Origin of the sequence: Vreelandella lionensis (genome assembly GCF_002087295.1) — a bacterium.
Taxonomy (GTDB): Bacteria; Pseudomonadota; Gammaproteobacteria; order Pseudomonadales; family Halomonadaceae; genus Vreelandella; species Vreelandella lionensis.
Genome location: NZ_MWVI01000050.1, coordinates 64,748 through 91,382 on the forward strand (window position 1 = coordinate 64,748; position 26,635 = coordinate 91,382).

Below are 26,635 nucleotides of genomic sequence, written 5' to 3' on the forward strand. Positions count from 1 at the left end.
GTTACGCGTCCACAGCGGTGGTGACGGTAATTTCCACTTTTAACTCGTCGGCAGGCATTGGCGCGCATACGCAGGTGCGTGCCGGTGCATAGCCATCTGGCACCCAGGCATCCCATACTTCGTTCATCGCTGCGAAATCGCCACCATCTTTCAGGTAGATAGTGGCACTTAGCAGCTGCTCGCGGCTGGAGCCAATCTCTTTTAGCAGCGCATCTACCCGCGCCAGCATGCTCTCAGTTTGCGCTTTGATGTCGCCATGGCGCGCCTCAGGACCCGCCACCTGACCGCATAAATAGGCAACGCCCTGGTGAATCACGGCGCGGCTCATACGAGCTTTTGTATCATGACGCTGAATGCTCATAGATTAATCTCCTAAGAAGATGAAAAAAACTAGTGTAAACCGCCACCAAGCCACTGCCTATGCTTCGTTAGCCAACGCGCATTAGGTGGGCACGGGACGATGTTCAAACACGCGGCGCAAAACGAAGCTCGTATGGGCCCCGGTAACCCCTTCAATTCGGTTGATGACGTGCAGCAGCAGGTGCTGGTAATCATCCATATCCTTCACCAGAATTTTGAGCTGAAAATCCGCTGCTTGCCCGGTAATGATCAAACACTCCACCACGTTGGGGATAGTGCGAATATGTCGCTCGAAGTTATCAAACCGCTCAGGGGTGTGCTGGTCCATCGAGATGTGCAGCAATGCCATCAGCTGAAACCCCAGCGGGCGCGCATCCACCACCGCACGGTACTGGGTAATCAGCCCATGCTCCTCCAGCGCCCGCACCCGGCGTAAGCAGGGCGATGGCGAAAGGCCAATACGCTCGGCCAACTCCTGGTTACTAATGCGCCCTTCCACCTGCAGCACATCCAGAATACGCCGATCAAAACGATCCAGCGTCAAGGGTGATACCGACATATAGCCGACAGCTCCTACCAATAAAAAAGCATATATTGATACATTCTGCCACTTACTCTCAATAATGCCATTTTTTCGCAATAACCTTTCAAGGCAAGTTGAGTAAACTGGTGTGACTGTCACAAGCAGGATCGTCTTAAAAGCGGCTGACGCCACAAGCGGCCGCCCCAAACAACTCAACGTTTTCAGGAAACTTACCATGGCTGCTTTTGATCATCGCAAATATCGCCCTGCTCCGCGGGTGCCCGCCTTTAACCGCCAGTGCCCGACCGGGAGCTTACCCACGCTCCTATCTGGGTAAGCGAAGACCTACGCGATGGTAACCAAGCCCTACTGGAGCCCATGACAGTTGAGCAGAAGCAGCGCTTTTGGCACCAGATTATTAAAGTGGGCATTAAGGAAGTCATGGTGGGCTTCCCCTCCGCCAGCCAGCCGGATTACGACTTCGTGCGCTGGTTGATCGAAGAGGACCAAATCCCTGAGGACGTCACCATTGCCGTGCTGGTACAGTGCCGCGAACACCTGATCGAAAAAACGTTTGCTTCGCTGGTGGGCGCTAAACGCGCCATTATCCATCTGGTACAACTCCACCTCGACCATTCAGCGAGAGCGGGTGTTCGAGATGGACCGCGATGGTATTACCGATATCGCCGTGCAAGGGGCGACCTGGGTGAAAACCTATGCCGCGCAATATCCAGACGTTGATTGGCGCTTCCAGTACTCGCCGGAGAGCTTCTCCAGCACGGAAATCGACTTCTCACTGGCTATTTGCGAAGCGGTGATGGATGTCTGGCAGCCCACCCCAGACAACAAGTGCATTCTTAACCTGCCCACCACAGTAGAAGTGGCTGGCCCGCATCATCACGCCGACCAAATCGAGTATTTCTGCCAGCACATTAGCCGCCGCGACAGCGTGATTATTTCAGTGCATACCCATAACGACCGCGGCGGTGCCGTGGCCTCGGCTGAGCTTGCACTGTTAGCGGGTGCCGACCGGGTAGAGGGCACCTTGCTGGGTAACGGCGAACGCACCGGCAATATGGATATTGTCACGCTGGCGATGAACCTCTACAGCCAGGGGATTGACCCCGAGCTGGATCTTTCCAATCCAGACGAGATCATTCAAGTGGTTCACGAATGTACCGGCATTACGATGCACCCCCGCCACCCCTGGGTAGGCGAAATGGTCTACACCGCCTTCTCAGGCAGCCACCAGGATGCGATTCGCAAATCGCTCAAACACCAGAAGCCCGACGAGCCATGGCAAGTGGCCTACCTGCCGATCGACCCTCATGATATTGGGCGGGACTACCAAGCCGTTATTCGGGTCAACAGCCAGTCGGGCAAGGGCGGCATGGCCTTCCTGCTAGAGCGCGACTACGGCATTAACCTGCCCCGCTGGATGATGCTAGCGCTGGCCCCCTACGTACAGAAAGAGAGCGAGCGACGTAACAGCGAGCTCTCTAGCGAGATGATTCGCCAAGTGATGTTCGATAACTTCTCCCATGACGCCCCCCTAGCGCTGGCCGACTACCGGCTCTCGAAGGGGCAGCAGGAAGGTATCGATATGACGCTGTGGCAGGGTGCCGAAACGCTGCGCTTATCCGGCACGGGAAATGGCGCGATGTCATCATTCACCGACGCCTGGAAGAAACATACCGGCACCCATGTGGCCATCCTCGATTACAGCGAGCACTCGCTAGGCGGCGACAGCGAGGCCAACGCCATTGCCTTCGTGCAGCTTAATATTGATGGGCAGCGCATCTGTGCCGTGGCGGAAGATAGCGACACGGTCAGCGCCTCGCTTAAAGCGGTGCTATCGGGGATTAACGCAGCGCAACCAACCCGCACCACTCAGCCAGAGGCCGCCACCAGCCTCGCGTAAGCCGCCTGGCCGCCGCTAAGGGGTAGCGGCGGCCAGGGTTTAGCGTCAACCGCAATTCAGCGCAGTATCAACACCGGTAAATGCGCGTTACGCAGCATTGCCGTGGTGGTGCTGCCCACCAGCAGATGGCGAATGCGCGAGTGGCCGTAAGCCCCCATCACGAGCAGGTCAATGTCCTTTTCTTGCTTATAAGCGCGCAGCGTCTCTTCCACCTCACCGGCGCGAATAGCGCCTTCGGTTTGGTGGCCTGCGGCCTGGAGGGTATCCATAGCCCACTGCAGCTGCGAGTGATTCTCTGCAGTCTCTGCGCCCACAATCACCACATGGCACGATGCGTCATCAAACAAGGGGCTTTTCGCCAGCATTTCAACGCCTTTTCGCGCTGTTTTGCTGCCATCGAAGGCCAATCAGCACGCGTTTGGGCAGCGTAAACGCCTTCGGCACCATCAAGATGGGACGGTGAAGCTCACGTACCACGCGCTCAAGGTTAGAGCCCAAGTGGCCGCTGGCTTGGTGGGCCGTTTCCCCTCGCTTTCCTAGCACTAGCAAGCGGATCTCTTTTTCATGCTCGGCCAAGGTATCCACCAGGGTGCCATTGCGCTGCATACAGGGCGGCTCTGAAACCCAGCCGCTTCTACCCGCGCTTTTGCGGCATCCAACATCAAGCGCCCCTGCTGGCGAGCAAGCTTGCCGCGCTGCTCTTCAATATCCGAGAGCTGTTCCAGAAGATGTTCTCGCGTGCCCAGGCCTAGATGGCCGGTTAAGTCAGGCTCCGCCACCTGCGTGTGGTTATCCACGGTGTGAAGAAAACGCAGCGGTGCCGAAAGCGCCGTGGCTGCCCAAACCGCATAGTCACACACACTTTCTGCATAGTGGGACCCATCAATGGCTGCTAACACGTAATCAGACATACTGGCTTCTCCTTGAGAGGGTGCACCAAACGTTGTCGTTATTCTGACTCTGTTGTACACGAAGACGTTGGACAGCAACACCGTCAGCGGCACGTTTTTAGGCGCTCCGACCTTGATGAATACAGATGCTACAATTAGCCGCCTATCAATAGATTCATCATAGGGCGAGGAGCAGCATGGGACATGGCATCACCAGCGTATTACTCGTAGCACTGGGTGGCGCACTGGGGGGTATCGGGCGCTTTGCCATTTCCAACGCGATGGCTCATGCGCTGGGTAAAGCCTTCCCCTGGGGAACACTCTGCGTCAATGCTAGCGGAGCGCTATTAGCAGGTTGGCTACTAGGCGTTTACGGCGTGGCTAATACGCAGTCCCTTTGGCTATTTGCGGTAGCAGGCCTGTTAGGCGGCTATACCACGGTGTCGTCGTTTAGCTTGCAGACCCTTGAGCTGTGGCAGAGCGGCCAGACAAATCGCGCCGCGCTCCATATGGTAGCTCAGTTACTATTAGGCATCGCCATGGCAGCGCTAGGCTGGTGGTTGGCCCAGGGTTAGCAAGGAGTCCTTGATGAGTATCAACGCCTATCTAGCCGTCGGCCTTGGCAGCGCTATGGGAAGCGCTCTTCGCTATAGCGTTTCGCTGGCTTCAATGGCCATGCTGGGTAGCCACTTCCCCTGGGGAACGCTATTGGTAAACGTGCTGGGCTCCTGCCTCATCGGCTGGTTAGCCGCGACAGCTTCACGCGCGCCACATGGCAAACTGGCGCGCCAGCAGCCGCTGTTAGTGGCAGGGTTTTGCGGCGGCTTCACTACCTTTTCGCTCTTCAGCCTGGAAACGCTGCACTTGGCACAGCCGGGCAGTATGGGGCTGGCGCTGCTGTACGGTATAGGCAGCCTGCCCCTCTGTGTATTCGCCGCCTGGATGGGCGAGCATTTGGCCTTTTTCAACCAACCAGCGGCCTAATCTCTTGATACGCGAACAGCTTGAACAGCAGCAGTCCTGGATTTATCTGGCTTTTATCGTGCTCGGGCTTTGCCTGGGCCTACTGGCCCCGGAACAAGTGGCAGCGCTTGAGCAGGCGCTATGGCCGCTGCTCGGTTTACTGCTCTACGCCACTTTCACCCAAATCCCGCTACTGCAGATAAAGCAAAGTCTCCAAGATACGCGCTTTATGGCGGCGCTATTAATGGGCAACTTTATCGTTCTTCCTGCACTGCTGGGATTGTTGGTGGTGTGGCTGCCCCTGCCGCCGCCAGTACTAGCGGGTATCTTATTGGTGCTGTTAATGCCCTGCACCGACTGGTTTATTACCTTTACCCACTTAGGCAAAGGCGATGCGGCCCTTGGCCATTGCCGCCACGCCACTTCTGCTGTTGGTGCAGATGATCGCATTACCGGTCTACCTGTGGCTGTTTTTAGGCAGCGAGTGGCTTCACTTAACGCTATCGCCCGCGCTATTGAGCGCCTTTTTGGGGATTATCGCCCTGCCTCTGCTACTCGCTTGGCTCACAGAACATGCGGCACACAGGTATGTGGCGGTGGAACTTACCACCCACGCACTTAGCCTGATGCCGGTACCGCTACTGGCTGTCGTCGTGTTGATTATTGCGGCGACTCAGGTCACGCAGGTGCTAGCGCTACGCCAGCTGCTATGGCAGGCAGTGCTCATTTTTGTGGGCTTTCTCATCGTCGCAGGGCTGTTGGGCAGGGTGCTCGGCGGGCTGTTTAAATTACCGCCCGCTAGTGCCCGGACGCTGGCATTTAGCTTTGGTACGCGTAACTCCTTTGTCATGCTGCCCATTGCCCTAACGCTGCCCAGCGGGTGGCAGGCTGCCGTAGTCGTGATTGTTTGCCAATCACTAGTCGAGCTATTTGGCATGGTGGCCTTTATCCGCTGGGTGCCAGGCAAACTGCTGCCGGAGCGAGTGGTTAGCTAACACGGGAATATCCGCCAAGCACCCCCTGTTTGCTCATCACCAGTTGCCAGAGATGAATTTCCCTGGCGCGGAAAGCTCCTGCACAAAGCAGCAGATAGTAGCGCCACATGCGGTAAAAATGCTCGCCAAACTGCTCTTTAAATCGCGGCCAGTGGGTATCTAAATTATGGTGCCAAGCCATTAAGGTGCGATCATAGTCAGCCCCGAAGTTATGTAGATCTTCAATAACAAACAGTGCTTCGGCGGCGTCTGTGATTTGCCCTAAGGTAGGCAACTCACCATTGGGAAAAATATACTTATCAATCCAAGGGTCGGTCACGGTATTGCTTAAGTTTTTACCAATGGTATGCAGCAAAAATAGCCCATCATCTTTTAAGCAGCGGTGGACAGCACTCATATACTCGCGATAATTTTTATGACCTACGTGCTCAAACATACCGATACTCACCACGCGGTCAAACGTCTCGCTTTCATCACGATAATCCTGCAGGCGAAACTCTATCGGTAAGCCCTTTCTTAGCAGCCGCTGCCCGAATTCGGCCTGCTCCTTAGAAATGGTCAAGCCCACACACTCCACCCCATAATGCTCGGCAGCGTAGCCCATAAAACTGCCCCAGCCGCAGCCGATATCCAGAACACGCATCCCTGGTTTTAGCTGGAGCTTACGACAAATAAGGTCAAGCTTGGCTTCCTGGGCTTCATCCAGCGTTTGGACATGTTTCCAGTAGCCACAGGTGTAGGTCATCCGCTGGTCGAGCATCGCGGCATAAAAGTCGTTGCCGAGATTGTAGTGCTTTTCACCCACTTCCCACGCACGCTTCGCTGTTTGGCGGTTGAGCAGGCGTGAACGTAGCGAGTGGTAGATCAGCTGGGTGGGCTTAATGCGTTGGCCAAGCTGGGCACGCATGATGCGGTAAAACAGCTCATCTAGCCGTATGGCATCCCACTCCCCTCGCATGTAGCTTTCGCCAAGTCCCAGATTACCTCGCGAAAGAGCGCCATCGATAACGCCGGGTGCGTACAGCTGTATATCCCAAGGGCGGCTCCCATCCAGTTGAATGTCAGCCTCGCGCAATAGCTCGGCAATAAAACGGTGAGAGGGTGAGGTTGCATCAAAGCCAATAGGCGATTTTTCCAACGTTGGCATGTTCACGGCAGGCTCCTCGCTATTCCAGAGAGTGGATAGGTAACAACCTGCCTAACAGCATAGTATCGAATAGCACATTATTGCACTGCAGCATTAACACCTTCCCACAAAAAAGCCGGGCTGCTCTTACGAGCAGCCCGGCTTAAGCGCTTTTAATAAGCGGTTAACGCAGTATTAACACAGGTATCCGGCTGCTTCGCAGCATGGCCGTGGTGGTACTGCCTACTAGCAAATGACGAATGCGCGAGTGCCCGTAGGCCCCCATCACCAGTAGATCAATACCGTTTTCCTGCTCGTAGGCTTGCAAAGCGTCATCCACTTCACCCGCACGAATCGCGCCTTCTGCGTGATGCCCTGCTTCACGCAAAGTGTTTAGCGCCCACGCCAGCTCACTGCGGTGCTCGGCTGTCTCTGCTCCTACAATCAGCACATGGCAGGTTGCTCCCGCAAATAGCGGCGAGCGGGCCAGCATCTCCACCCCTTTGCGGGCGGTTTGGCTGCCATCAAAGGCAATCAGCACCTTTTCCGGCCGCTGAAAGGCTTTCGGCACCATCAAAATCGGGCGGTGCATTTCGCGCACCACCTGCTCTAGGTTAGCGCCCAGGTGCCCACTTGCCTGGTGGGCGGTTTCGCCGCGCTTGCCTACCACTAGCAGGCGCACGTCTTTTTCCAGCTCTACCAGTGTTTCCACTAGCGTGCCGTTTAACTGGCGGGTCGTGGGGCTACTTACCCCATCTTCCACCGCCCTGGCCTTGGCCGCTTTGAGCATCAGCTTGCCTTGCTCACGATTTACCCTGGCACGCTGCTCATCAAGCGCTGAGAGTTCTTCCATCAGCTTTTCGCGAGCGCCAAAGCGCAGGCTGCCGGATAAATTTTGCTCTTCGGGTGCCCCGGAGTGGTTATCCACTACGTGCACAAAGCTCAAAGGTGCATCAAGAGCCAGGCTTGCCCAGGCGGCGTAATCACAAACGCCTTCGGCAAATTGGGAGCCGTCAATGGCGGCGAGTACGTGTTCTGTCATGGTGCTCTCCTTGCCTGGCTTAGTGGCCGCCCATCAGTTTTTCAACGGCTTCCGGGTCGTTATGAACGGCGTAGCGGTCCACCACGGTGGCGCTTGCTTCATTTAGGCCTACCAGTTCACCCTCGGTGCCTTCGCGGCGCAATTTAATCACCGCGCGGTCAAGCGCCTGAACGGCGGTCACATCCCAGAAGTGCGCCTTCGATAGGTTAATGATCACCTTATCGATGCTCTCTTTGAAATCAAACGCGGCCATAAAGCGCTCAGACGAGGCAAAAAACACCTGTCCAACCACTTGGTATTCGCGCTCTTTACCGGCCTTTATTTCTTTTGAGCCGACGTACATGATGTAGCTAACTTTATTGGCGAAGAACAACGCCGCCAGCAGCACGCCGACAAAAACCCCCATCGCTAAGTTATTGGTACCGACGGTCACCGCGACAGTCGCCAGCATGACGATATTGGTGCTCATCGGATGCTTTTTCAGATCGCGAATGGACTCCCAGCTAAAGGTACCAATCGAGACCATAATCATCACCGCGACCAGCTCCGCCATGGGAATTTGCGATACCCAGTCTGACAAGAACACCACCATCAGCAGCAGCACCACGCCCGCAATCAGCGTCGATAAACGCGTCCGGCCACCCGATTTAATGTTGATCACCGACTGGCCAATCATCGCGCAACCAGCCATACCGCCCATTAAACCAGCGCCAATATTAGCCACCCCTTGGCCTTTACACTCGCGGTTTTTATCGCTGGGTGTATCAGTAAGATCATCCACAATCGTGGCGGTCATCATCGACTCAAGCAGGCCCACCACTGCCAGCATCACGGCGTAGGGAAAAATAATCGTCAGGGTTTCAAGATTTAACGGCACGTTCGGCCATAGGAAAACCGGCAGCGTATCCGGCAGCTCGCCCATATCTCCCACGGTGCGAATATCCATACCGCTCACCATATACACCACGGTCAGCACCACGATGCACACCAGCGGAGAAGGAACCGACTTGCCAATCTTCGGCAAATAAGGGAACAGGTAGATAATTCCCAGGCCGGCCAGTGTCATGGCATACACATGCCACGTCACGTTAGTGAGCTCCGGCAGTTGCGCCATAAAAATCAGGATCGCCAGCGCATTCACAAACCCGGTGACTACCGAGCGGGAGACAAAGCGCATCAGCTCCGCCAGCCGCAGGTAGCCCGCGATAATTTGCAGCACGCCGGTCAGCAACGTGGCGGCCAGCAAGTACTCCAGGCCATGCTCTTTCACCAGTGTCACCATCAGCAGCGCCATCGCCCCTGTGGCCGCAGAGATCATACCTGCGCGGCCACCGGTAAAGGCGATAATCACCGCGATACAGAACGAGGCGTAAAGCCCCACTTTCGGGTCCACGCCCGCGATAATTGAAAAGGCGATCGCGTCAGGAATTAGCGCCAGCGCGACGACAATACCTGAGAGCGTGTCGCCCTTAATGTTAGAGAACCACTCATGCTTAATGAAAAGTGCCATTCAGGGAGTCCAATGGTTAGGGGGTTAAAGACATTGCGCGCCGCAGCCGCACACAAAGGCAGCACAAGAGCGCACGTTAGTAATAGATTGTCGGCTGAATGCTACCAATCGAAGACGCAAACGCGCCGATAGCCAAATAGCGGCAACGGGGTGCCATAGCACCGATATAACGCGAAGAGCGTTATGGCGCTAAATAAAGGAGGGGAAACCTAGGGCGGAGTCATCAGCCCTGGGGTGGGCAGAGCAAGCGCTGCCATTGCATTGTTCATTACAAATAAACCTCGCTGTTCTATTATCGTTTTTCAGACGAAGGGGTGGCCGCTAAGTGACTTGATCCTAAGTATCTTGATCCCAAGTGCCTTGGTCGTCTGAGCGCGGCATTCTACCAGCAAACAGGCCAATTCGCACCCGCCACCCTAGACGTTTAGACGATGACCTTCCCTCTAAGCTTGGCTTACCATGGCACTCAAACGGCGGCCCCACCGCCCTTTCCTCGCCACTTTCTACCCTACCAACGAGAGGAACCGCACATGAGCCAGACAGTCGCAGTGATTAAAGGCGATGGCATCGGCCCTGAGATAATGGACGCCACCCTGCAAGTATTAGAAGCCCTTCAGTGCGGGCTGAACTACGAGTTTATCGACGCAGGTCTGGTAGCGCTTGAAAAGCACGGCACGCTGATTCCACAAGCCTCGTTGGATGCCATTGAAAAGCACGGCATTGCCCTGAAAGGCCCGCTCACCACGCCGATTGGTAAGGGCTTTTCATCCATCAACGTGCAGTTACGCCGCCATTTTGACCTCTATGCCAACGTGCGCCCCGCCATCAGCTTTCCGGGCACCAGCTCCCGCTACGATGATATCGACATGATCACCGTGCGGGAAAACACCGAAGGGGCTTACCTCTCCGATGGCCAAGAGATGCTCGACGACGGCAATACCGGCATCTCGGTGATCAAAGTGACCCGCAAAGGCTCCGAGCGCATCGTGCGTTACGCCTTTGAGCTAGCCAAACAGAAGGGTCGCAAGAAGGTCACCGCCGTTCACAAAGCCAACATCATCAAGACCAGCTCCGGCCTGTTTTTAGACGTTGCCCGTGAAGTGGCCAGCGAGTATCCCGAGATCGAATTCCAAGAGATGATCGTGGATAACGCCGGTATGCAGCTGGTTATGAACCCTCACCAATTCGATGTGGTCGTCACCACTAACCTGTTCGGCGATATCCTCTCCGACCTGTGCGCGGGCCTCGTGGGCGGTTTGGGCTTAGCCCCAGTGGCGAACATCGGTGAAAAAGCGGCGATTTTCGAAGCGGTACACGGCTCGGCACCCGACATTGCAGGCAAGAAAATCGCCAATCCCTGCGCCCTGCTGCTTGCCGCCGCCCAGATGCTCGACCACCTCGGCATGACCGCCAAGGGTGACGCAATTCGCCAAGGGATTCGCGCCGTGCTGGAAAAACGCCGCGATATGGTCACACCCGACATGGGTGGCACCGGCACCACCGATACCTTCGCCCAGGCGCTGGTGGAGCACCTAAAAGGCTGAGCCTAGCCCAGCCATACATCGAGAAACAGCATGATCACCAAGCCCATCGCCAGGCCAAACGTCGCTTTCTTCTGGTGGCCGCAGCGATGGGTTTCGGGAATGATTTCGTGGCTAATCACGTAGAGCATGGCACCTGCGGCAACTGCCGGGCCCCAGGGCAACAGCACTTGAGAAACGGTGACGACGCTGGCGCCAAACAGCCCGCCAATCGGCTCAATGAGCCCGGTCAGCGCCGCAAGCGACCAGGAGCGCCACTTGGAGTAGCTTTCCCCCATCAGCGCCCCGGCTACCGCTAACCCTTCCGGCATATTCTGCAAGCCAATCCCAATTGCCAGCGGCATTCCGCCCTCTAAGCCATTGGCACCAAAGCCAACGCCGACCGCCAAGCCTTCCGGCAGGTTGTGAATTGCAATGGCAAACACAAACAGCCATACCCGACGCAGCGAAGCGGCTTCCGGCCCCTCTCTCCCCTGCTGGAAGTGTTCGTGCGGCAAACCTTCGTTGAGCAGCGCAATGGCCCCCATGCCGAGCAAAATCGCAGTGCATACCAGCGCTGCGGGCACCGGCCCGCCGGCGTAATAGATTTCTGCGGCCTCCAGGGCAGGAATGATCAGGGAAAAAAACGAAGCCGCCAGCATCACCCCGGCCGCAAAGCCCAGCGCTAAATCACGAAACCCCCGACTTGGCGTTTTGCCCAGCAGCACGGGCAACGCCCCCACGGCGGTCAATAGCCCAGCCACCAAGCTGCCTAAAAATCCTAATAACAGCGTATTTTCCATGAATATCGTAAACTCGATGTGCGATGAGCAGGAACCAGCAACGAAAAGGGGACACTGTGACCATCACCGCTTCACTGGCCGCCACGCATTTCAGCTACATGCGCCCTCGCCTACTTGCCTTTGCGCGCTTACAGCTAAGGGACTCAGCCGCCGCCGAAGATGCCGTTCAAGAAACTGGACTGACCGCCTTTGAAAAAAGCACGACGTTTGAAGGCCGCTCAGAGTTTGAAACCTGGGTATTTGGCATCTTGAAATTCAAGATTCTAGATCAGTTACGCCACCAGAAAAAACAGGGGCGCTGGCAGCCGCTAGATGACGACCTAGACGACGATACCCTAGACCGCCTGTTTGAAGCCAATGGGCATTGGCAACCCAACGCTCGCCCCAACGACTGGGGGAAGCCAGAACATGTATTGGAAAATCAGCACTTTTGGCAGGTGTTTGACGCCTGCATGCTCGCACTACCCGATAATATTGCTCGTATCTTTAGCCTGCGCGAACTTATTGGGCTATCAACCGAGGAGATTTGTAAGGAAACCGGCGTCTCTGAAACTAACTGCTGGGTTATTTTACACAGAGCACGGCTGCGCCTAAGAGAGTGCTTAGACAACGGTTGGGTTCGTTAGCAGGAGGAGATGCACATGCTAATGTGCCGGGAAGCGACACGCTTGATGTCGCTCAAGCTTGATAGAGCACTTACCTTCAAAGAGCGCACCGCACTGCGCTTTCATCTGTCTATCTGCAGTGCCTGCCGCGCATGCGCGCGTCAGTTTACCCTCCGCATCATGTGGGTGACCACCATCCTGCCACTCCCACTCACCGTGAAGACAAGCAGCATGATACATAACGCTTTTTGGCATACCGCCATGCCCGGGGAAGCCTGTATATCTGGACTATGTAATCAGGGTTCTTATCTACAAAAACTCTTTTTACAAGCCTATAAAATTTAACTTTAATAAAAACAAGTACATAGAGTTACCGTTGTTACATTTTGTGCCATAGCGATACAGAACAGTGTTTTTTATAAAAAACTGGTCTATTCTAAGCGCATTTACAGCGCTGCACTTGAGACCTTGCCATCATGTTAAGCCCCTTTGCCTCTGGAGACTTACGTAGTGCGCTTCACGAGCACACTGCCTGTATCTACTTTTCACCTGAAGGCATCATTCGGGATGCCAGCCCGCTGTTTCTCGAAACGGTTGGCTATACGCTTGAGCAAGTGAAAGGGCAGCATCATCGGCTATTCTGTTTTATTGAAGAGACTCGCAGCAGCGAATACAGCAATTTTTGGCAAGCTTTGGCCGCTGGCGAGAGTCAAAAAGGACACTTTAGACGCCTCAATGCGCATGGTGAAGAAGTGTGGCTAGAAGCAACCTATGTGCCGATTAAAAACCGGCGCGGCAAAGTCATACAGGTATTCAAAGTGGCCAGTGATGTCACTGAAAAACACCAAAAAGCGTCCCGTGAACGAGCGATTTTGCAGGCGCTGAAAAACTCCATGACAGTAATCGAATTCACTCCCGATGGCCACATTTTAAACGCTAATAAGAATTTTGAGCAGGCCAGGGGCTACCCGCTTCATAAGATACGCGGCGAGCACCACCGCATGTTTTGCGCTACAGAGTTATATCAGCAACAACCTAACTTTTGGAAGCAACTGGCTAATGGTGAGTTTAAACAGGGCAAGTTTATGCGCCTGAATGCTCAAGGCCGCGTTGTATGGCTAGAAGCTACTTATAACCCTATCGTGGATAACGAGGGCAAGGTAGTAAAAGTGGTGAAATTCGCTACCGATATCACCCGCGCGATTGCCGCTAGCGAAGCCGCCAAGGCAACGGTAAGCAGTGCTCGCACATCCTCTAATCAAACGGAGCGCATCGCCCAAGAAGGCTTAGAACACTTACACAAAGTGATTTCGCACTTTCAACATGCCAGCGATACGTTAGGAAATGCCCAGGAACTGATCAGCGCATTGAACAATCAAGCAGAGCAGATCAATAAAACGGCGAATACCATCGCCCAAATTGCCAGCCAAACCAATCTGCTCTCTCTAAACGCAGCTGTTGAAGCGGCTAGAGCGGGCGAGCACGGGGCGCGGCTTTGCCGTAGTGGCCAACGAAGTACGCCAGCTAGCACGAGGCTCTAGCGAAGCCGTCAATGAAATTACCCGGGTACTCAAAGAGAATAGCGCGCTAGTGCTACGCACCACCGAGGCGATGCAGCGGGTAGTTGAACAAGGCCATACCAGCCAAACTAGCGTGCAAGAAATCGAGTCGATTGTGAATGAGATACTTCAGGGGGCTCAAAGTGTCTCCCACTCTATCGAACGCCTAACGCTAGAACCCGCCTAACATAAAAAAGCCCCGACAGTGGCACTGGCGGGGCTTCCAATCGACTGCTTTTCCCGCGATTAACGCAGCTTGGTCTTGCGCAGGGAAGGCAGCACAGCGTCAAATTCACCAAATTTCTGCTTGGCGTCCTCGTCTGAGACGCTGGGCGGAATGATGACATCCTGGCCGACCGTCCAATCCGCCGGGGTGGCAATGCCATGCTTTGCCGTGGTTTGCAGCGCATCCAGCGCACGCAAAATTTCGGCAAAGTTACGGCCTACGGTCATCGGGTAGGTCATGGAGAGCTTTAGCTGCTTATCCGGGCCGATGATGAAGACCGAACGCACGGTGGCGCTGTCCGCTGGCGGCGGCCATCGGCCAGGTAGGCATCTTCCGGCAGCATATCGAACAGCTTGGAGACTTTGAGGCCTTCATCAGCAATGATGGGGAAACCCACGCTGCTGCCGCTCGCGGTTTCGATATCGCCTGCCCAGCGCTTGTGGTCTTCCACGCCGTCAACAGAAACACCAATTACCTTAGTGCCGCGCTTTTCCCATTCGGCACTCAGTTTCGCTACTGCGCCAAACTCAGTGGTGCACACCGGTGTGAAGTCTTTGGGGTGCGAGAAGAGAATCGCCCAGCTATCGCCGATCCAATCGTGAAAACGAATCGGCCCTTGGCTGGTTTCTGCTTCAAAGTCAGGCACGACTGCATTGATACGTAATGACATCGTTGCTCCTCGTTAAAGTGAAGTGGCTCTCATACCTTATATGACTTTCAACGCCTTCACTATAGAACGTTTCACGCTAAGACAATGAGGTTATGGCAGCGTTCACTCTGCCGGTTTCACATTCTTATCTTCGCGTTTAATGCGTTTGACCCAACGCTGTTTCGCGTAGTGGCGCAGGTTCGCCACGCTGTCGGTTTCATCGACGATATCTTGGCCGAGAATGGTCTCAATAATATCTTCCAGCGTGATTAGCCCTACAAAAGTGCCATGCTCATCGTAAACCACCCGCATGTGCAGGTGATCTTTCAACATGGAGGTAAATACCTGCTCCACATTATTGGACACCTCGACGCTACCAATGGGGTGCATCAGCTCACGCATCGTTTTGGTGTCGTCGGCGTGGTACATATCCGCCTTGTGTACGTAGCCAAATGCCTGTTCGCCGTTATCCATCACCGGGAAGCGAGAAAACGGCGCTTTACCGTACTGCTCGTCAAATTCGCTAACGGTCATGTTCGGTGGCACGGTCTCACACACGGTGCGAGGCGTCATGGCCTTATTCACCGCAATGTCGTGCAGGTTGAGCATGTTGATGATGGTGCGCGACTCATCGGCGTCCAACACTTGCTCTTCCAGGCCAACCCGCGCCAGCACTTTGATATCATCGCGCAGATCCACGTCATGCTCTGACTTACCTAAGCGGCGGGTAATCTGCTCCGACATCCAAATAAACGGCAGCAGACCCATAATCATCGGGTTGAGCAGCTTCGGCAACAGCGGCGCTAGGCCACGCCAGTAGGTAGCACCGATCGTCTTGGGGATGATCTCTGACAGAATCAGAATCAGCATGGTCATCACGGCAGAGACAATCGCAATAGATGACTCACCAAACACGACCGCTGCCTGAGCGCCCACCGCCGTTGCCCCGACCGTATGGGCAATCGTATTGAGCGTCAGAATCGCGGCAAGCGGCCGATCGATATTGGTTTTCAGTTTGGTCAGCGCGGTGTGAAGTTTGGGATTGTCTTCTTTTTGCTTGGCAATATAGCTCGGCGTAATCGACAGCAGCGCTGCCTCAAGAATAGAACACAGAAAGGAGAACGCGATTGAAAAGGTGGGAAATCGTGATGAGGAGGAACATGGAAGATCTAGGTAGTGGGTGAAATAGCGTTATAGAGATTCAACAAAGAGGTGTCAATCATTAGCCTAGGCGAACCACCTGCCCTTTCGCTAGCTAACCTATGTGAAATTTGTAGCCATACTCGGCATGTGCCACCTGACTCGGTTACGCCCCTCTTTCTTTGCGCGGTAAAGCGCCAGATCAGCATATCGCAGATCATCTTCCCAGCGATCAGCGCTCCTCTGCGAGCTAACTTGGCACGCACCAATACTTACCGTGACATTGACCTCTCCTTCACTAGTCGCAATCGGCTCTGCGGCAATCGACTCACGCAACACCTCAAGTATGGAGGCACCCTCTGTATCATATAAACAGACACCAAACTCCTCTCCTCCCATTCTTGCTACTAAATCTCCTGAGTTTAAAAAAGCACTTAAACGAAAGGCAACCTCCTTAAGCACTTCATCGCCCGCCTGATGACCATACTGATCATTAACCAACTTAAAATAGTCAATATCAATGATAGCAATAGTAAAATATGATGCTTTTTGAGAATAAAACCCAGATACACGCTCTATAAAAGCTCTACGGTTAGGCAGCCCGGTTAGCACATCAGTTTCAGCTAAGTAACGCAATTTTTGCTCAGCTGAATAGCGAGATTTCTCAACTTCAAATGCATAAAAAAGTGCCCCCAACGTATCTAATAACGGCTGCAGAAATAGGGCATCTTCCTCAGTATAATCTTCTGCTTTGTTGGCCAAACCAATCATACCAACGGTTTCATTACCAATCTTAATAGGCAGCCCTAAAAAGCGCAGTAAGGGCGGGTGCCCTGATGGCGTGCCACGTGAGGCATAGTGAGGGCGATTAGCAATCAACACGTTACCGCTGGTCACCACATGGCCAAACAAATTATTTAGATCATTAAAAAACAGCTCACCCCGCTGGTAGGCACGATACAGTTCGTTGGCTTCTTCACTCCAACTAATGTTGGAAAGTGCATGTATAAACAGTGCCTTAGAGTCTTCTCCCTGTACCATTATTTGGCCAATCAGCCCAAACTGGCTTTCAGCAAGCGACAAAATTTCATCAAAAATCAGCTCGCAGGAATGACGGATATTCTTCTCATGAAGGAAGACACTCTGCGCTCGATTCATAAAGTTAAGCAACTGCACCTGCTTACGCTCACGTAGCTCAGCGTTTTTCTTTTCAGGATATCACGGGTGATACATGACAAACGCAAAGGGCGACCGGCAATATTATAGGCGACTACGCGACCATAAGTGTTTACCCATATCCAGCGGCCATCCCCATGGCGCATCCGATAATCCACGTTGAGTGCTGAACCATCGTTGGCTAAATGGCTCCGAATCGCGTTATTAAGCCGTGTAAAGTCGTCGGAATGAACCAAACTTTTCCAGAAATTGGAGAAATTTTCTACCTCATTCAACGCCAAGCCCAACAGATCACACCAACGCTGATTGAACACATTGCGGTCAGTGGGAAATTTTCCAGCCCCAAATTCCTACATCATCAGCAGGCTCGATGATCATAGATAAATCACTTTCGCTTATAAAACATTTTTGTTTATCAGCAAGATGCACATAGTGACTTATAAAATAGCTAAGCGACTCCAAGAAACGTAGGTCTTTGGAAGAAAGCGTGTTGGGCTTATCGTCAATTAAACAAATAGCACCCACCTCTCTTTCATCCACCATCAGCGGCACGCCTGCATAAAAGCGAATGCATGGCTCTGCAAGTACCAATGGGTGGTCGCAAAAATCTGGATGAAGGGCTTGCATCTTCAATCACGAGGGGCGCACGAAGCGCTAGCACATGGCGGCAGAAGGCACCCTCTAACGCAGCAAAATCTACATTAAGTCCAGATTTGGCAATAAACCATTGTTTTTGAGCAGCAATCGAAATTAACGCTATGGGGAAATCAAAATAAATAGCCACGGATGCAATCAAGCTATCCAACGTTTCCGTGTCAACCGAAGTCGCAGCTTTACGTTCACTAACAGAGTGCCATTGCTTGTTTAACATGACATTGTGCCTTTACAACGCTGAACAAGAATCCCCCTAAAAAATTAGCTATTCTTTATCGGACATTTAACACCTACCTGTCAAGATTGATGAAACGCCGCCCGAAAGGCCTCATTATTATCAATTACTTACAAAATTAAATTTAAATTCTGCTCACACTTTATTCGCTATAACAATGTTATGAAACGCATCCACACTGAAACACAATAAAAAATAATAAAAAATTACTATTAGAGGTAATAAAAATTACCAATATAAAAAAACCATGCCATATTAACCCTTAGGTACCTACCCCTTGTGCCTGATCCTCTTCTGACCTGACTAAAGACAGAGAAGGCAAAAATGTATATCAATCTTCTTAACTCGCCTCTTTATAGTGCGCTACTTAACCACACAGCTTGTATTTTCTTTACACCTCAAGGGGTTATCAAACATGCCAGCCAAGCATTTTTAAAAGTGATGGGGTGCCGCCTGGAGGATATCCAAGGGCAGCATCACCGTATCTTCTGCGATGCCGCTGAAGCACAACGCCCCGAGTACCAACAGTTTTGGCAGTCGTTGGCCTCTGGCGAAAGCCACCACGGACGATTTCGACGCTTTAAAGAGAACGGTGAAGAAGTTTGGCTAGAAGCCACCTACCTGCCTATTTACTCGCGTACCGGCAAAGTGACGGAAATTTTCAAAGTAGCGAACGAGGTAACCCAAAGCCACCAGGAAGCCCAGCACCAAGATGCGCTACTAGAAGCGCTGCACCGCTCCATGGCCGTGATCGAGTTCTCGCCGGAAGGCTATATTCTCGATGTAAATCAGAATTTTGAAAGCGTCATGGGGTATCAAAAAGCCGAATTGATTGGCAAGCATCATCAAATGTTCTGCCGCCCGAACTTTTACCGGCAACAGCCTAACTTCTGGCAAAACCTTGCTATCGGTGAATTCAATAAAGGCCGCTTTGAGAGGATAGACGCACAGGGCAAATCCGTATGGCTGGAAGCCACCTACAACCCTGTGAAAGATGCCAGTGGCACTGTGATAGAAGTGGTAAAGTTCGCCAGCGACATTACCCCTTTAGTAGAAAAAGCCAACGCCACCTCAGGCACCATCAGTTCAGCACAAAGCAGCACTTCACAAATTGAACGCACCGCCAAAGATAGCCTGGACCACTTAGATGAAATGGTGAAAGGCTCAGAGCAGGCAGCGCAAACCCTAGCAAAAGCACAAGAACTGATCGACGCGCTGCACAAGCAGTTCGCAAAGCATAAATGCGATTACCGAATCTATCGCCAAGATTGCCAGCCAAACCAATCTACTTTCTCTTAACGCCGCAGTAGAAGCCGCCCGCGCAGGCGAACAGGGCCGAGGTTTGCAGTAGTCGCCAACGAGGTACGCCAACTCGCCAAGGGCTCCACCGAGGCGGTTGCTCAAATAACGCAGGTGCTAAAAGATAATAGCAGCCTAGTGGAGCGCACCACCCAAGCCATGCAACAGGTCATTCAACAGGGTAAAGCCAGCCAAACCAGTGTTAGTGAAATTGACGCCATCGTGAATAAAATTCTGCAAGACGCCCGCAGCGTGGCGCGCTCCATCGAACAGCTAGCGGCCGATACGCATATCTAGCCGCACCGATTTTCATGCACAGGGATGTGCACCCTAATCAAAAAAAGCCAGCGCGTATGGCGCTGGCAATCAATCGAAAGAAAGCGAGTCCTCCTAGCTCCAACATTCACTCCATTAGCACTCTGACCACATTCTGACAAGGTTGTTATACGTTCCCGTTAAAGCTACTAGCTCTTTATTGGACTCGCCCTGTGCGGCTCGCAGTGCGCGTAACGCGTTATCCATCTCATACAGCAAACGCCGTTGTTCGGTGTCCCGAATAAGGCTTTGCATAAACATATAACAGCCCAACCGCTCACCTTGAGTAACCGGCGTCACTTCATGAAGCGTGCCCGAAGGGTACGTCACCAAACTGCCTGCAGGGAGCTTAATCGTCTGCTCGCCGAAGGTATCGGTTATTTTTAGCTCTCCCCCCTCGTATTCGCTGGGGTCCGATAAGAAGAGCGTGGCCGATACATCGGTACGCAAATAGCTGCCATCCGGCAGCGAGCGTAACGTGCTGTCAATATGCTGGCCATAGTGGCTATCTTCTACCGTGTAGCGGTTAAAATTAGGCGGTATGATTTTAAAGGGCATCACCGCACTCATCAGTTCTGGGGTTCGGTTGAGTGCTCGCATGACGAGTACACGAAGCTCTCTGAGCACCTCAGAACTTTCCGGTATTTGGAGATTTTTCTTCACCTGCCGTGCCTGTGGGCCGGCACTTATTCCACGTGCCCACTCGGCTGCGTGCAGCTGGCGGCGAACCGCCGCCAGCTCTTCAGGTGTCAGAATATTTTCAAAACTGACAATCATCACAAGCCTCTACATAGGTGGCTTAAAAGTCATAACGCAGCGTGGCAATGACATGACGGCCAGGCCCAGGTATGCCCTGAGCTCCGCCCTCTGCTACTTGAGAAATGTACTCTTCATCCATCAAGTTAAAGCCATTCACGCGCAGTTGTAGCTCTTCATTAAATCGATAGGCAGTAGACGCATGAAAAAGTGAGTAACTATCCACACTCACCTGACGACGACGCGCACCCGGTTCTGATGCTACGTTATTGACTTGATCGGCCACATACTCCATACCGCCCCCAATGGTCCATTGAGACGTCACTTCGTAGTCTGTCCAGAAGTTAAACGTATGCTCTGGCGTTCCTCCTAAGCGTGAACCAACTTCCCAGGCATTATTTGAACTCAGCACTTCGGAATCCATAAAGGTGTAGCTAGTGTAGAGCTTCCAGCCAGGAGTCAGGCTACCCATCGCACCTATTTCGAACCCTTCTACACGCTGCTCGCCATCCAGCACATTCAACAAGTCACCGCCACCAGCGGCAGGTGTTCGAGCATTGGTTTTATCGGTGCGGAACAGCGCAGCACTCACCAGCAAGTTGTCTGCTAGGTTCCATTTAGTGCCTAACTCATAAGCAACGGTTTGTTCGGGGTCTGTATTAAATGCGTTTAAATCAACTATATCTTCTCGACCGCCACTTAACGCATTGCCGCCGCCCGCTAGCTGTACAAGGCCTCGGTCAAAGGTACCCGTTACATCAAAGGCGGTTCCTACCGATGCATAAACACTGCCATTATCAGTAGGCGTGAAGACTAACCCCAAGTTACCGCTCCACTCACTGTCGGTGCGAGAAATAGGGCCAATGGGGTCAACCCACCCGTAATCCGTCGCGGTAGATTCGACGTGATCCCAGCGCACGCCAGCGTGAACGTCCCATTTAGGATCCAATGCCACAGTATCGAGGGCATACAGACCAATCTGCTCAGACTCTAAGCGATGGCGCGTGCCATCATAAGGCACCTCTGGGCGGGTACGCGGCGCAGGGTTATAAAGATCAGTAGCTGGACCTCTTACATCCGGGCGACGATCATTTTTAATATCGACGTAGCCGACCTCTGCACCCAGCACCAAATCATGCTGAAGCGACCCCGTATCGAAATTTACCACTAAATCTGTTTGGTTGAAGAAGGATGTGTCTGTTTGATCACGAGGCTTTAAGTCACCGCGTACCTGTACTTGAGAAAAATCACCGCTCCCGAAGGCTGTTTCAGGCACGATTAAGCGTGGCGATGACGTTAAGGAATCGTTCTCAACACGACTGACTCGCAGCTGGTTAGGCAAGCTCACCTGTTGATTAAAGCGATGCTCTACTGCTAGGCCGAGCTGATTCACATCAATGTCTTGATAGTCATCTACATGGCCAAAATAGTCGCTGTAATCTATTCCCGGTGGTAAAGCACCGGTGTAGTAACCGTCGCTAGCACGCTGCACACTGGCTGTGCGGCCATTAGCACCTAGCTGACTGGCATCACCACTAAAACCTTCACGGTCAAATGGAATCCCTTGGTCGGGCGTGTTGTTTTGGCGAGTATGTAAAAAGTCGACCTCCACCTGGGTGTCGCCCTCTAGCCCCCACACGTAAGCGGCGTAAACACCTTGGCGCTCTTGATCAACAATATCGCGTCCTGGGTTATCCTGCGTATGACTCATTACGTTAATACGCAGCGCACTGTTATCGTCAATGCGGCGGTTAAAATCCCCCGGGACACGAAACAGCTCATCGGTTCCTAGCGATGTTTCTAAACGGTTGCGATCTTCCATGAGCGGCTGTTTCGTCACAAAGTTAATCGTGCCGCCCGCCGAACCGCGGCCTGAAAAGGCAGAGTTTGGCCCCCTCACCACTTCAATTTGATCCACATAAAGGGGTCCCGGAAATAGTTACCTAAATCACGGCTGCCGTTTACATTGATATCATCGCGAGCATTGAAGCCACGAATCTTCAATTGGTCGCCCCCTGGCGGGTTGCCCTCACCTGCCTGAAGGCTAATGCCTGACACGTTACGCAACGCATCACGCAGTTCGGTCACATTTTGGTCTTCTAGCAAGTCACTGGTAAGCACCGTGACAATACGCGGCGTTTCAAGCACATCGCGCTGATATTTGACGCTTTCCATAAAAGTGCCGCGGTAGCCAGTAACCGTTACCGTATCCAGCGGCTCGGCGTTGGCCGTGTTCGTTTGTGCATGGGTATGAATACTCATGGCTGCCAACATACAGGCACTTGCTGTCATTAAAGTGCGGCGTGCATTCACTGCATTAGGGCTACGCGACTCAATCGCGATGGGGAGGGGTTTTTTCTTCGTCATTAACATTTGTTGCGTTCCCTTGAGAAAGATAATAGGTGCGTACGTGCCAAGCCCCACATCCGGCTGCTGTTCCATAAACAGGAATGCAGCGTTGTTTTATATGAAACAGAGTATCAAATGTTAATAACTATGTAAATGATAATGATTTGCTTTTATTATTAGCTTGCTAATCGTTAACCGCTTTTATTAATCACTTCTTACTATCTTTTACTCAACGCAAGCATGCTGCTATCTAACCCCGCTTAACGTGGTTAGACCCCTGCCTGAAAGGATGCTTGCTGATGTTTGACGCGCCCGCTGCTGTTGCTACGCCTGAAGCCGTTGAGACCTTTATTGCCCGCTGGAAGGGCACTACCGGCACCGAAAAGGCCAACTACCAGCTATTCCTTTAAGAGCTATGCGCACTACTGACGCTACCTACGCCCGACCCAGCCAGCAAAGACAACATTGAAAACGCCTACACCTTCGAGCGCCGGGTAGATATTCAAAACCCCGACGGCAGCGAAAATCGCGGCTTTATCGACCTCTATAAACGCGGCGCGTTTGTCTTGGAAGCCAAACAAACTGGCAAGGGGCTGGCCACCAAAGGCTGGGACAAGGCCATGCAGGCGGCCTATAACCAAGCCGACCAGTACGTGCGCGCCCTGCCCGCCGACGAAGGTCGCCCGCCATTTATCGTAGTGACGGATGTCGGCCGCACCCTAGCACTTTATTCTGAATTTTCGCGCTCCGGTGGCACCTATGTGCCCTTCCCCGACCCGCGTAACTACCAAATCAAACTGGATGACTTACGCCAGCCCGAGGTACAGCAGCGCCTAAAAGCCCTGTGGGAAGCTCCCGATACCCTAGACCCGAGCCAATACGCCGCCCGCGTGACTCGCGAAGTAAGCGCAACGCTGGCCCAGCTTGCCAAAACACTAGAAGCCGATGGTTACGAAGTGGACCGCGTGGCGCACTTTTTGAAGCGCTGCCTGTTCACCATGTTCAGTGAAGACGTAGAGCTGCTGCCTAAAAACAGCTTTACCGACTTCCTCACCCGCATGAAAGAGCCCCCCGAGCACTTTGCCGACGCCATTGGCTCGTTATGGTAAAGCATGAACAGCGGCGGTTTTAGCGGCGTACTCACGGCCAAGGTAATGCGCTTTAACGGCGGCCTGTTCAAAGGCATCGACCCCATCCCGCTCACCCCCGCGCAAATCCAACTGCTGATTGATGCCGCCAAAGCCGACTGGCGCTTTGTGGAACCGGCCATTTTCGGCACGCTGCTGGAGCGCGCCCTAGACCCCCGCGAACGCCACAAACTAGGTGCCCACTACACGCCCCGCGCTTACGTCGAGCGGCTGGTCATGCCCACGCTGATTGAACCTCTACGCCGAGAGTGGGCCACCGCCCAGGTGGTCGCGGAAACCCACAACCAGAAAGGCAAAACCGATAAAGCGCTAGAGAGCCTGCGAGCCTTTCACCACAAGCTCTGCCAAGTACGCTTGCTGGACCCCGCCTGCGGCAGCGCCAACTTCCTGTATGTCGCGCTTGAGCACATGAAGCGCCTGGAAGGCGAGGTGTTAAACCTGATTGCCGACCTCAGCGGCGGGCAAGACTCCTTAGAAGCCGAAGGCTTTACCGTCTCGCCCCAGCAGTTCCTCGGCATGGAAATTAACCCCCGCGCCGCCGCCATTGCCGAAATTGTGCTGTGGATTGGTTACCTGCAGTGGCACTACCGCATTAACGGCAAGCTCGACCTGCCCGAGCCGATACTCAAAGACTTCCACAACATCGAAAACCGCGATGCGCTGATAGAATTTGAACGCCGCGAGCCGCTGCTGGACGACAACGGCCAGGAAGTCACCATTTGGGACGGCATCAGCATGAAGAAAAGCCCCGCCACCGGCGAGCTGATCCCTGATGAAACTGCCCGCACCACCGTGTACCGCTACCACAACCCTAAGCGCGCCGAGTGGCTGGAAGCGGATTACATTGTCGGCAACCCGCCGTTTATTGGGGCCTCTACCATGCGCCGCGCACTCGGCGATGGCTATGTAGACGCCGTGCGCCAGGTATTTAAAGGCACGGTGCCGGAATCTGCCGATTTTGTGATGTATTGGTGGCATATCGCCGCTGACGCTGTACGCAACGGCCACGCCCAGCAGTTTGGCTTTATTACCACCAACAGCCTTCGCAAAACCTTCAACCGCCGCGTGCTGGAACCGCATCTAAACGATGCTAAAAAGCCGCTCTCGCTCACCTTCGCGATTCCCGACCACCCCTGGGTAGATGGCAACGACGGTGCCGCCGTACGCATCGCCATGACTGTAGCCCGCGCAGGCGAAGCGCCTGGGCTGCTACAGCAAGTGACTAATGAAAACAGCGATGAAGGCCGCGAAGCCCGCAATGTGGGACGAAGCCGCCGTGAGGGTAAGGTATTTGCCGATTTGAGTATTGGGGCAGATGTGGCGGGGGGTAAGTCACTTAAAAGTAACTCTGGAATCCGTCCGCGGGGTTTTTAACCAGGTAGTACAGGTTTCGTTCTTTCGATTAACGACCATGCACAACTTAAGTTAATTGAAAAATATAAAGAAGCACCTGTTCTACGTTACTACGTCAATGGAAAAGATATAATTCAGTCCCCAAGAAATGTGTATTTAATTGATTTTCATGGCTTAAGCGAAAGCGAGGCACGTAATGCCTACCCAGATCTTTATCAGTGGGTCTTAAACCGAGTAAAGCCTGAAAGAGAGCAAAACAGAGATCCCAAACTAAGAAAAAACTGGTGGCTTCATAGGCGTTCACGTAGCGACTTGCGTGAAATGTCAGGAAAGCTAACGCATTTAATAGTGACCACTCGAGTGGCTAAGCATCGTGTTTTTACCACCATAAAGATATCGACTGCAGCCGATTACAACCTTGCCTGCATTGCCTTGGACAAGCATCACTCGTTAGGAATATTAAGCTCTCGAGTCCATAACATATGGTCGCTTAAATCTGGCGGCACTCTGGAAGATCGACCAACTTATAATAATACACTCTGCTTCGAGACCTTCCCCTTCCCAGAGCTTACCGACGAGCAGGCGGCGAAGATCGGCCAACTGGCCGAGCAGATCGACGCCAATCGCAAGCGTCAGCAGGCAGAGCACCCAACGCTCACGCTCACCGGTATATACAACGTGATGGAGAAACTTCGCGCAGGCGAAGAGCTCAACGCCAGAGAGCAAAGCATCAACCAGCAAGGCTTGGTCAGCACCCTGCTTGCCGACCACGATGCCTTAGACCGCGCAGTATTTAACGCCTACGGCTGGGATGACTTGGCAAAAGCACTCGTGGGCTTACCCGGAGCCACTACGCCCTTGCCGGATAAACCCGCCGCCCAAGCAGAAGCCGAAGAAGAGCTGCTGATGCGCCTAGTGGCGCTCAACAAACAGCGCACCGCAGAAGAAGCGCAAGGCAAGGTGCGCTGGCTACGCCCAGATTACCAAGCGCCGGAAGAAGCCGCCCCCACGCAAAAAGAGCTGCAAAGCACCACGGCTGAGGCCAACGCCCCAGCCGCCGACAAAACCAAAACCCCCTGGCCCAAAGACCTCGCCACCCAGGTCACACTGCTACGCGACATGCTCGCCGCCAGCCCCCACAGCGCGGAAAGCCTGGCCGCTCAGTTCAAACGCAAACCGCTAAAAGGCGTCAATGAGGTACTCTCCGCCCTCGCCGCCCTCGGCCAAGCCCAGCAGGACGACGAACACTGGCGGCTGGTGAGGTAATATGAAAAGATCAGCTGAGGATCAGCTAAAGTACTTCTTCGCGCTACACAATTACCGGCGTCGCATTGGCGGCGCTGAAATGCATTATTTTTTCGTAGAAGGTAAAGAAGCTTATCGCCATGGTCTCTATATTGCCTCCGCAACCTGCTTGCTGCTAGGTATTGAAGCAAGCGTCCGGGCTCTTCATGCTTACCACCACCGAGGAGTGGATGACCTTAACCTCAACCCTGGTCAGACAATTAAGTAACGCCC

26 protein-coding genes and 8 pseudogenes are annotated in these 26,635 nt (G+C 53.4%); 18 read left to right on the forward strand and 16 right to left on the reverse strand.

All coding sequences use genetic code 11. The features are described 5' to 3' along the window. Position 1: 1 nt before the first annotated feature. A complete protein-coding gene (locus B4967_RS05995; protein WP_044630258.1) occupies positions 2–361 on the reverse strand; it encodes a RidA family protein in 360 nt (119 codons plus the stop codon). 81 nt (positions 362–442) lie between these two features. After that, the gene (locus B4967_RS06000; RefSeq protein WP_083024191.1) at positions 443–919 is read right to left on the reverse strand and encodes an Lrp/AsnC family transcriptional regulator; all 477 of its coding nucleotides are present in this window, start codon (positions 917–919) and stop codon (positions 443–445) included. Positions 920–1,118: 199 nt separating this feature from the next. On the opposite strand from B4967_RS06000, the pseudogene B4967_RS06005 reads away from it, so the two are divergent. Then, positions 1,119–2,804, forward strand: a pseudogene (locus tag B4967_RS06005) (2-isopropylmalate synthase). Positions 2,805–2,860: 56 nt separating this feature from the next. Here the strand turns inward: B4967_RS06005 and B4967_RS06010 are convergent. After that, positions 2,861–3,715, reverse strand: a pseudogene (locus tag B4967_RS06010) (universal stress protein). A 176-nt stretch (positions 3,716–3,891) separates the two neighbouring features. Between B4967_RS06010 and crcB (B4967_RS06015) the strand changes: the two are divergent. From crcB (B4967_RS06015) to B4967_RS20700, 4 genes are read left to right on the forward strand one after another with little or no spacing between them, the layout of a single operon-like run. After that, the gene (gene crcB, locus B4967_RS06015; protein WP_083024193.1) at positions 3,892–4,269 is read left to right on the forward strand and encodes a fluoride efflux transporter CrcB; all 378 of its coding nucleotides are present in this window, start codon (positions 3,892–3,894) and stop codon (positions 4,267–4,269) included. A gap of 13 nt (positions 4,270–4,282) precedes the next feature. Continuing rightward, positions 4,283–4,678: a fluoride efflux transporter CrcB gene (gene crcB, locus B4967_RS06020; protein ID WP_083024195.1), complete on the forward strand. Its 396-nt coding sequence runs from the start codon at positions 4,283–4,285 to the stop codon at positions 4,676–4,678. A gap of 4 nt (positions 4,679–4,682) precedes the next feature. After that, a complete protein-coding gene (locus B4967_RS20695; protein ID WP_340638695.1) occupies positions 4,683–5,279 on the forward strand; it encodes a hypothetical protein in 597 nt (198 codons plus the stop codon). Continuing rightward, on the forward strand, positions 5,254–5,652 hold the full coding sequence (locus B4967_RS20700; RefSeq protein WP_340638696.1) for a hypothetical protein: 399 nt from the start codon (positions 5,254–5,256) through the stop codon (positions 5,650–5,652). The genes B4967_RS20695 and B4967_RS20700 overlap by 26 nt, the downstream gene beginning before the upstream one ends. On the opposite strand, the gene cfa is transcribed toward B4967_RS20700, so the two are convergent. The 3 genes from cfa to B4967_RS06040 form a co-directional block, all read right to left on the reverse strand. Continuing rightward, positions 5,645–6,805: a cyclopropane fatty acyl phospholipid synthase gene (gene cfa, locus B4967_RS06030; RefSeq protein WP_083024197.1), complete on the reverse strand. Its 1,161-nt coding sequence runs from the start codon at positions 6,803–6,805 to the stop codon at positions 5,645–5,647. The genes B4967_RS20700 and cfa overlap by 8 nt on opposite strands. A gap of 157 nt (positions 6,806–6,962) precedes the next feature. Further along, the gene (locus B4967_RS06035) at positions 6,963–7,820 is read right to left on the reverse strand and encodes a universal stress protein (RefSeq protein ID WP_083024199.1); all 858 of its coding nucleotides are present in this window, start codon (positions 7,818–7,820) and stop codon (positions 6,963–6,965) included. Between the two features lie 19 nt (positions 7,821–7,839). Beyond that, positions 7,840–9,330: a SulP family inorganic anion transporter gene (locus tag B4967_RS06040; RefSeq protein ID WP_083024200.1), complete on the reverse strand. Its 1,491-nt coding sequence runs from the start codon at positions 9,328–9,330 to the stop codon at positions 7,840–7,842. Positions 9,331–9,860: 530 nt separating this feature from the next. Here B4967_RS06040 and B4967_RS06045 point away from each other — a divergent pair. Continuing rightward, entirely contained in the window at positions 9,861–10,874 is a 1,014-nt protein-coding gene (locus B4967_RS06045; RefSeq protein ID WP_083024202.1) for an isocitrate dehydrogenase, read from the forward strand. A gap of 2 nt (positions 10,875–10,876) precedes the next feature. Here B4967_RS06045 and B4967_RS06050 read toward each other — a convergent pair whose 3' ends face one another. Further along, on the reverse strand, positions 10,877–11,653 hold the full coding sequence (locus tag B4967_RS06050; protein WP_083024203.1) for a ZIP family metal transporter: 777 nt from the start codon (positions 11,651–11,653) through the stop codon (positions 10,877–10,879). A 56-nt stretch (positions 11,654–11,709) separates the two neighbouring features. Here B4967_RS06050 and B4967_RS06055 point away from each other — a divergent pair, with 56 nt between their 5' ends. From B4967_RS06055 to B4967_RS20705, 5 genes and pseudogenes are all read left to right on the forward strand, one after another. Then, positions 11,710–12,279: a sigma-70 family RNA polymerase sigma factor gene (locus B4967_RS06055; RefSeq protein ID WP_192859201.1), complete on the forward strand. Its 570-nt coding sequence runs from the start codon at positions 11,710–11,712 to the stop codon at positions 12,277–12,279. 45 nt (positions 12,280–12,324) lie between these two features. Continuing rightward, complete coding sequence (locus B4967_RS18905; protein ID WP_243470364.1) at positions 12,325–12,603, forward strand: zf-HC2 domain-containing protein; 279 nt, start codon at positions 12,325–12,327, stop codon at positions 12,601–12,603. 131 nt (positions 12,604–12,734) lie between these two features. Next, a pseudogene (locus B4967_RS21205) lies at positions 12,735–13,415 on the forward strand (PAS domain-containing protein); the annotation flags it as partial. A 147-nt stretch (positions 13,416–13,562) separates the two neighbouring features. Continuing rightward, a pseudogene (locus B4967_RS21210) lies at positions 13,563–13,798 on the forward strand (methyl-accepting chemotaxis protein); the annotation flags it as partial. A gap of 2 nt (positions 13,799–13,800) precedes the next feature. After that, a pseudogene (locus B4967_RS20705) lies at positions 13,801–14,004 on the forward strand (methyl-accepting chemotaxis protein); the annotation flags it as partial. A 59-nt stretch (positions 14,005–14,063) separates the two neighbouring features. Here the strand turns inward: B4967_RS20705 and B4967_RS06070 are convergent. The 6 genes and pseudogenes from B4967_RS06070 to B4967_RS18130 all read right to left on the reverse strand — a co-directional run bounded on the left by B4967_RS06070 (position 14,064) and on the right by B4967_RS18130 (position 17,879). Next, a pseudogene (locus B4967_RS06070) lies at positions 14,064–14,713 on the reverse strand (peroxiredoxin). Positions 14,714–14,815: 102 nt separating this feature from the next. Then, complete coding sequence (locus B4967_RS06075) at positions 14,816–15,820, reverse strand: CNNM domain-containing protein (RefSeq protein ID WP_422821847.1); 1,005 nt, start codon at positions 15,818–15,820, stop codon at positions 14,816–14,818. A gap of 132 nt (positions 15,821–15,952) precedes the next feature. Next, entirely contained in the window at positions 15,953–17,008 is a 1,056-nt protein-coding gene (locus B4967_RS06080; protein ID WP_161491477.1) for a sensor domain-containing diguanylate cyclase, read from the reverse strand. Beyond that, a complete protein-coding gene (locus tag B4967_RS21215; RefSeq protein WP_083024209.1) occupies positions 16,987–17,322 on the reverse strand; it encodes a PAS domain-containing protein in 336 nt (111 codons plus the stop codon). The genes B4967_RS06080 and B4967_RS21215 overlap by 22 nt, the downstream gene beginning before the upstream one ends. A gap of 7 nt (positions 17,323–17,329) precedes the next feature. Then, positions 17,330–17,635, reverse strand: a complete 306-nt coding sequence (locus B4967_RS06090) for a GAF domain-containing protein (RefSeq protein ID WP_083024211.1) — start codon at positions 17,633–17,635, stop codon at positions 17,330–17,332. Further along, positions 17,541–17,879: a hypothetical protein gene (locus B4967_RS18130; protein WP_192859203.1), complete on the reverse strand. Its 339-nt coding sequence runs from the start codon at positions 17,877–17,879 to the stop codon at positions 17,541–17,543. Before B4967_RS18130 ends, B4967_RS06090 begins: the two co-directional genes overlap by 95 nt. Positions 17,880–18,221: 342 nt before the next feature. On the opposite strand from B4967_RS18130, the gene B4967_RS06095 reads away from it, so the two are divergent. Both B4967_RS06095 and B4967_RS20710 read left to right on the forward strand, forming a co-directional pair. Then, positions 18,222–19,196 carry a PAS domain-containing protein gene (locus B4967_RS06095; protein ID WP_243470365.1) on the forward strand — a complete coding sequence of 325 codons (975 nt, stop codon included), beginning with the start codon at positions 18,222–18,224 and terminating at the stop codon, positions 19,194–19,196. Then, positions 19,165–19,493 (forward strand): annotated as a pseudogene (locus B4967_RS20710) (methyl-accepting chemotaxis protein). Before B4967_RS06095 ends, B4967_RS20710 begins: the two are co-directional and overlap by 32 nt. Positions 19,494–19,607: 114 nt before the next feature. Here the strand turns inward: B4967_RS20710 and B4967_RS06100 are convergent. Genes B4967_RS06100 through B4967_RS18250 form a run of 3 tightly spaced genes read right to left on the reverse strand, consistent with a single transcriptional unit; the run spans position 19,608 to position 22,640 of the window. Next, entirely contained in the window at positions 19,608–20,288 is a 681-nt protein-coding gene (locus B4967_RS06100) for a Fe2+-dependent dioxygenase (protein ID WP_083024213.1), read from the reverse strand. Positions 20,289–20,310: 22 nt separating this feature from the next. Continuing rightward, positions 20,311–22,185: a TonB-dependent receptor gene (locus B4967_RS06105; RefSeq protein ID WP_207953587.1), complete on the reverse strand. Its 1,875-nt coding sequence runs from the start codon at positions 22,183–22,185 to the stop codon at positions 20,311–20,313. Next, positions 22,164–22,640: a TonB-dependent receptor plug domain-containing protein gene (locus B4967_RS18250; protein WP_207953588.1), complete on the reverse strand. Its 477-nt coding sequence runs from the start codon at positions 22,638–22,640 to the stop codon at positions 22,164–22,166. Before B4967_RS18250 ends, B4967_RS06105 begins: the two co-directional genes overlap by 22 nt. Before the next feature lie 398 nt (positions 22,641–23,038). Between B4967_RS18250 and B4967_RS18255 the strand changes: the two are divergent. The 5 genes and pseudogenes from B4967_RS18255 to B4967_RS06115 form a co-directional block, all read left to right on the forward strand. Beyond that, positions 23,039–23,548: pseudogene (locus tag B4967_RS18255) on the forward strand (type IIL restriction-modification enzyme MmeI); the annotation flags it as partial. Positions 23,549–23,581: 33 nt separating this feature from the next. After that, positions 23,582–23,725: a type IIL restriction-modification enzyme MmeI gene (locus tag B4967_RS21475; protein ID WP_479694221.1), complete on the forward strand. Its 144-nt coding sequence runs from the start codon at positions 23,582–23,584 to the stop codon at positions 23,723–23,725. A 3-nt stretch (positions 23,726–23,728) separates the two neighbouring features. Next, positions 23,729–25,138, forward strand: a complete 1,410-nt coding sequence (locus B4967_RS18260; RefSeq protein ID WP_207953590.1) for a DNA methyltransferase — start codon at positions 23,729–23,731, stop codon at positions 25,136–25,138. A gap of 27 nt (positions 25,139–25,165) precedes the next feature. Then, positions 25,166–26,383 (forward strand): type IIL restriction-modification enzyme MmeI, encoded by a 1,218-nt coding sequence (locus B4967_RS18265; RefSeq protein WP_340638711.1) that lies wholly within the window; start codon positions 25,166–25,168, stop codon positions 26,381–26,383. A gap of 1 nt (position 26,384) precedes the next feature. After that, positions 26,385–26,630, forward strand: coding sequence for a hypothetical protein (locus B4967_RS06115; RefSeq protein WP_083024214.1), 246 nt, complete (start codon positions 26,385–26,387; stop codon positions 26,628–26,630). Positions 26,631–26,635: the final 5 nt, after the last annotated feature.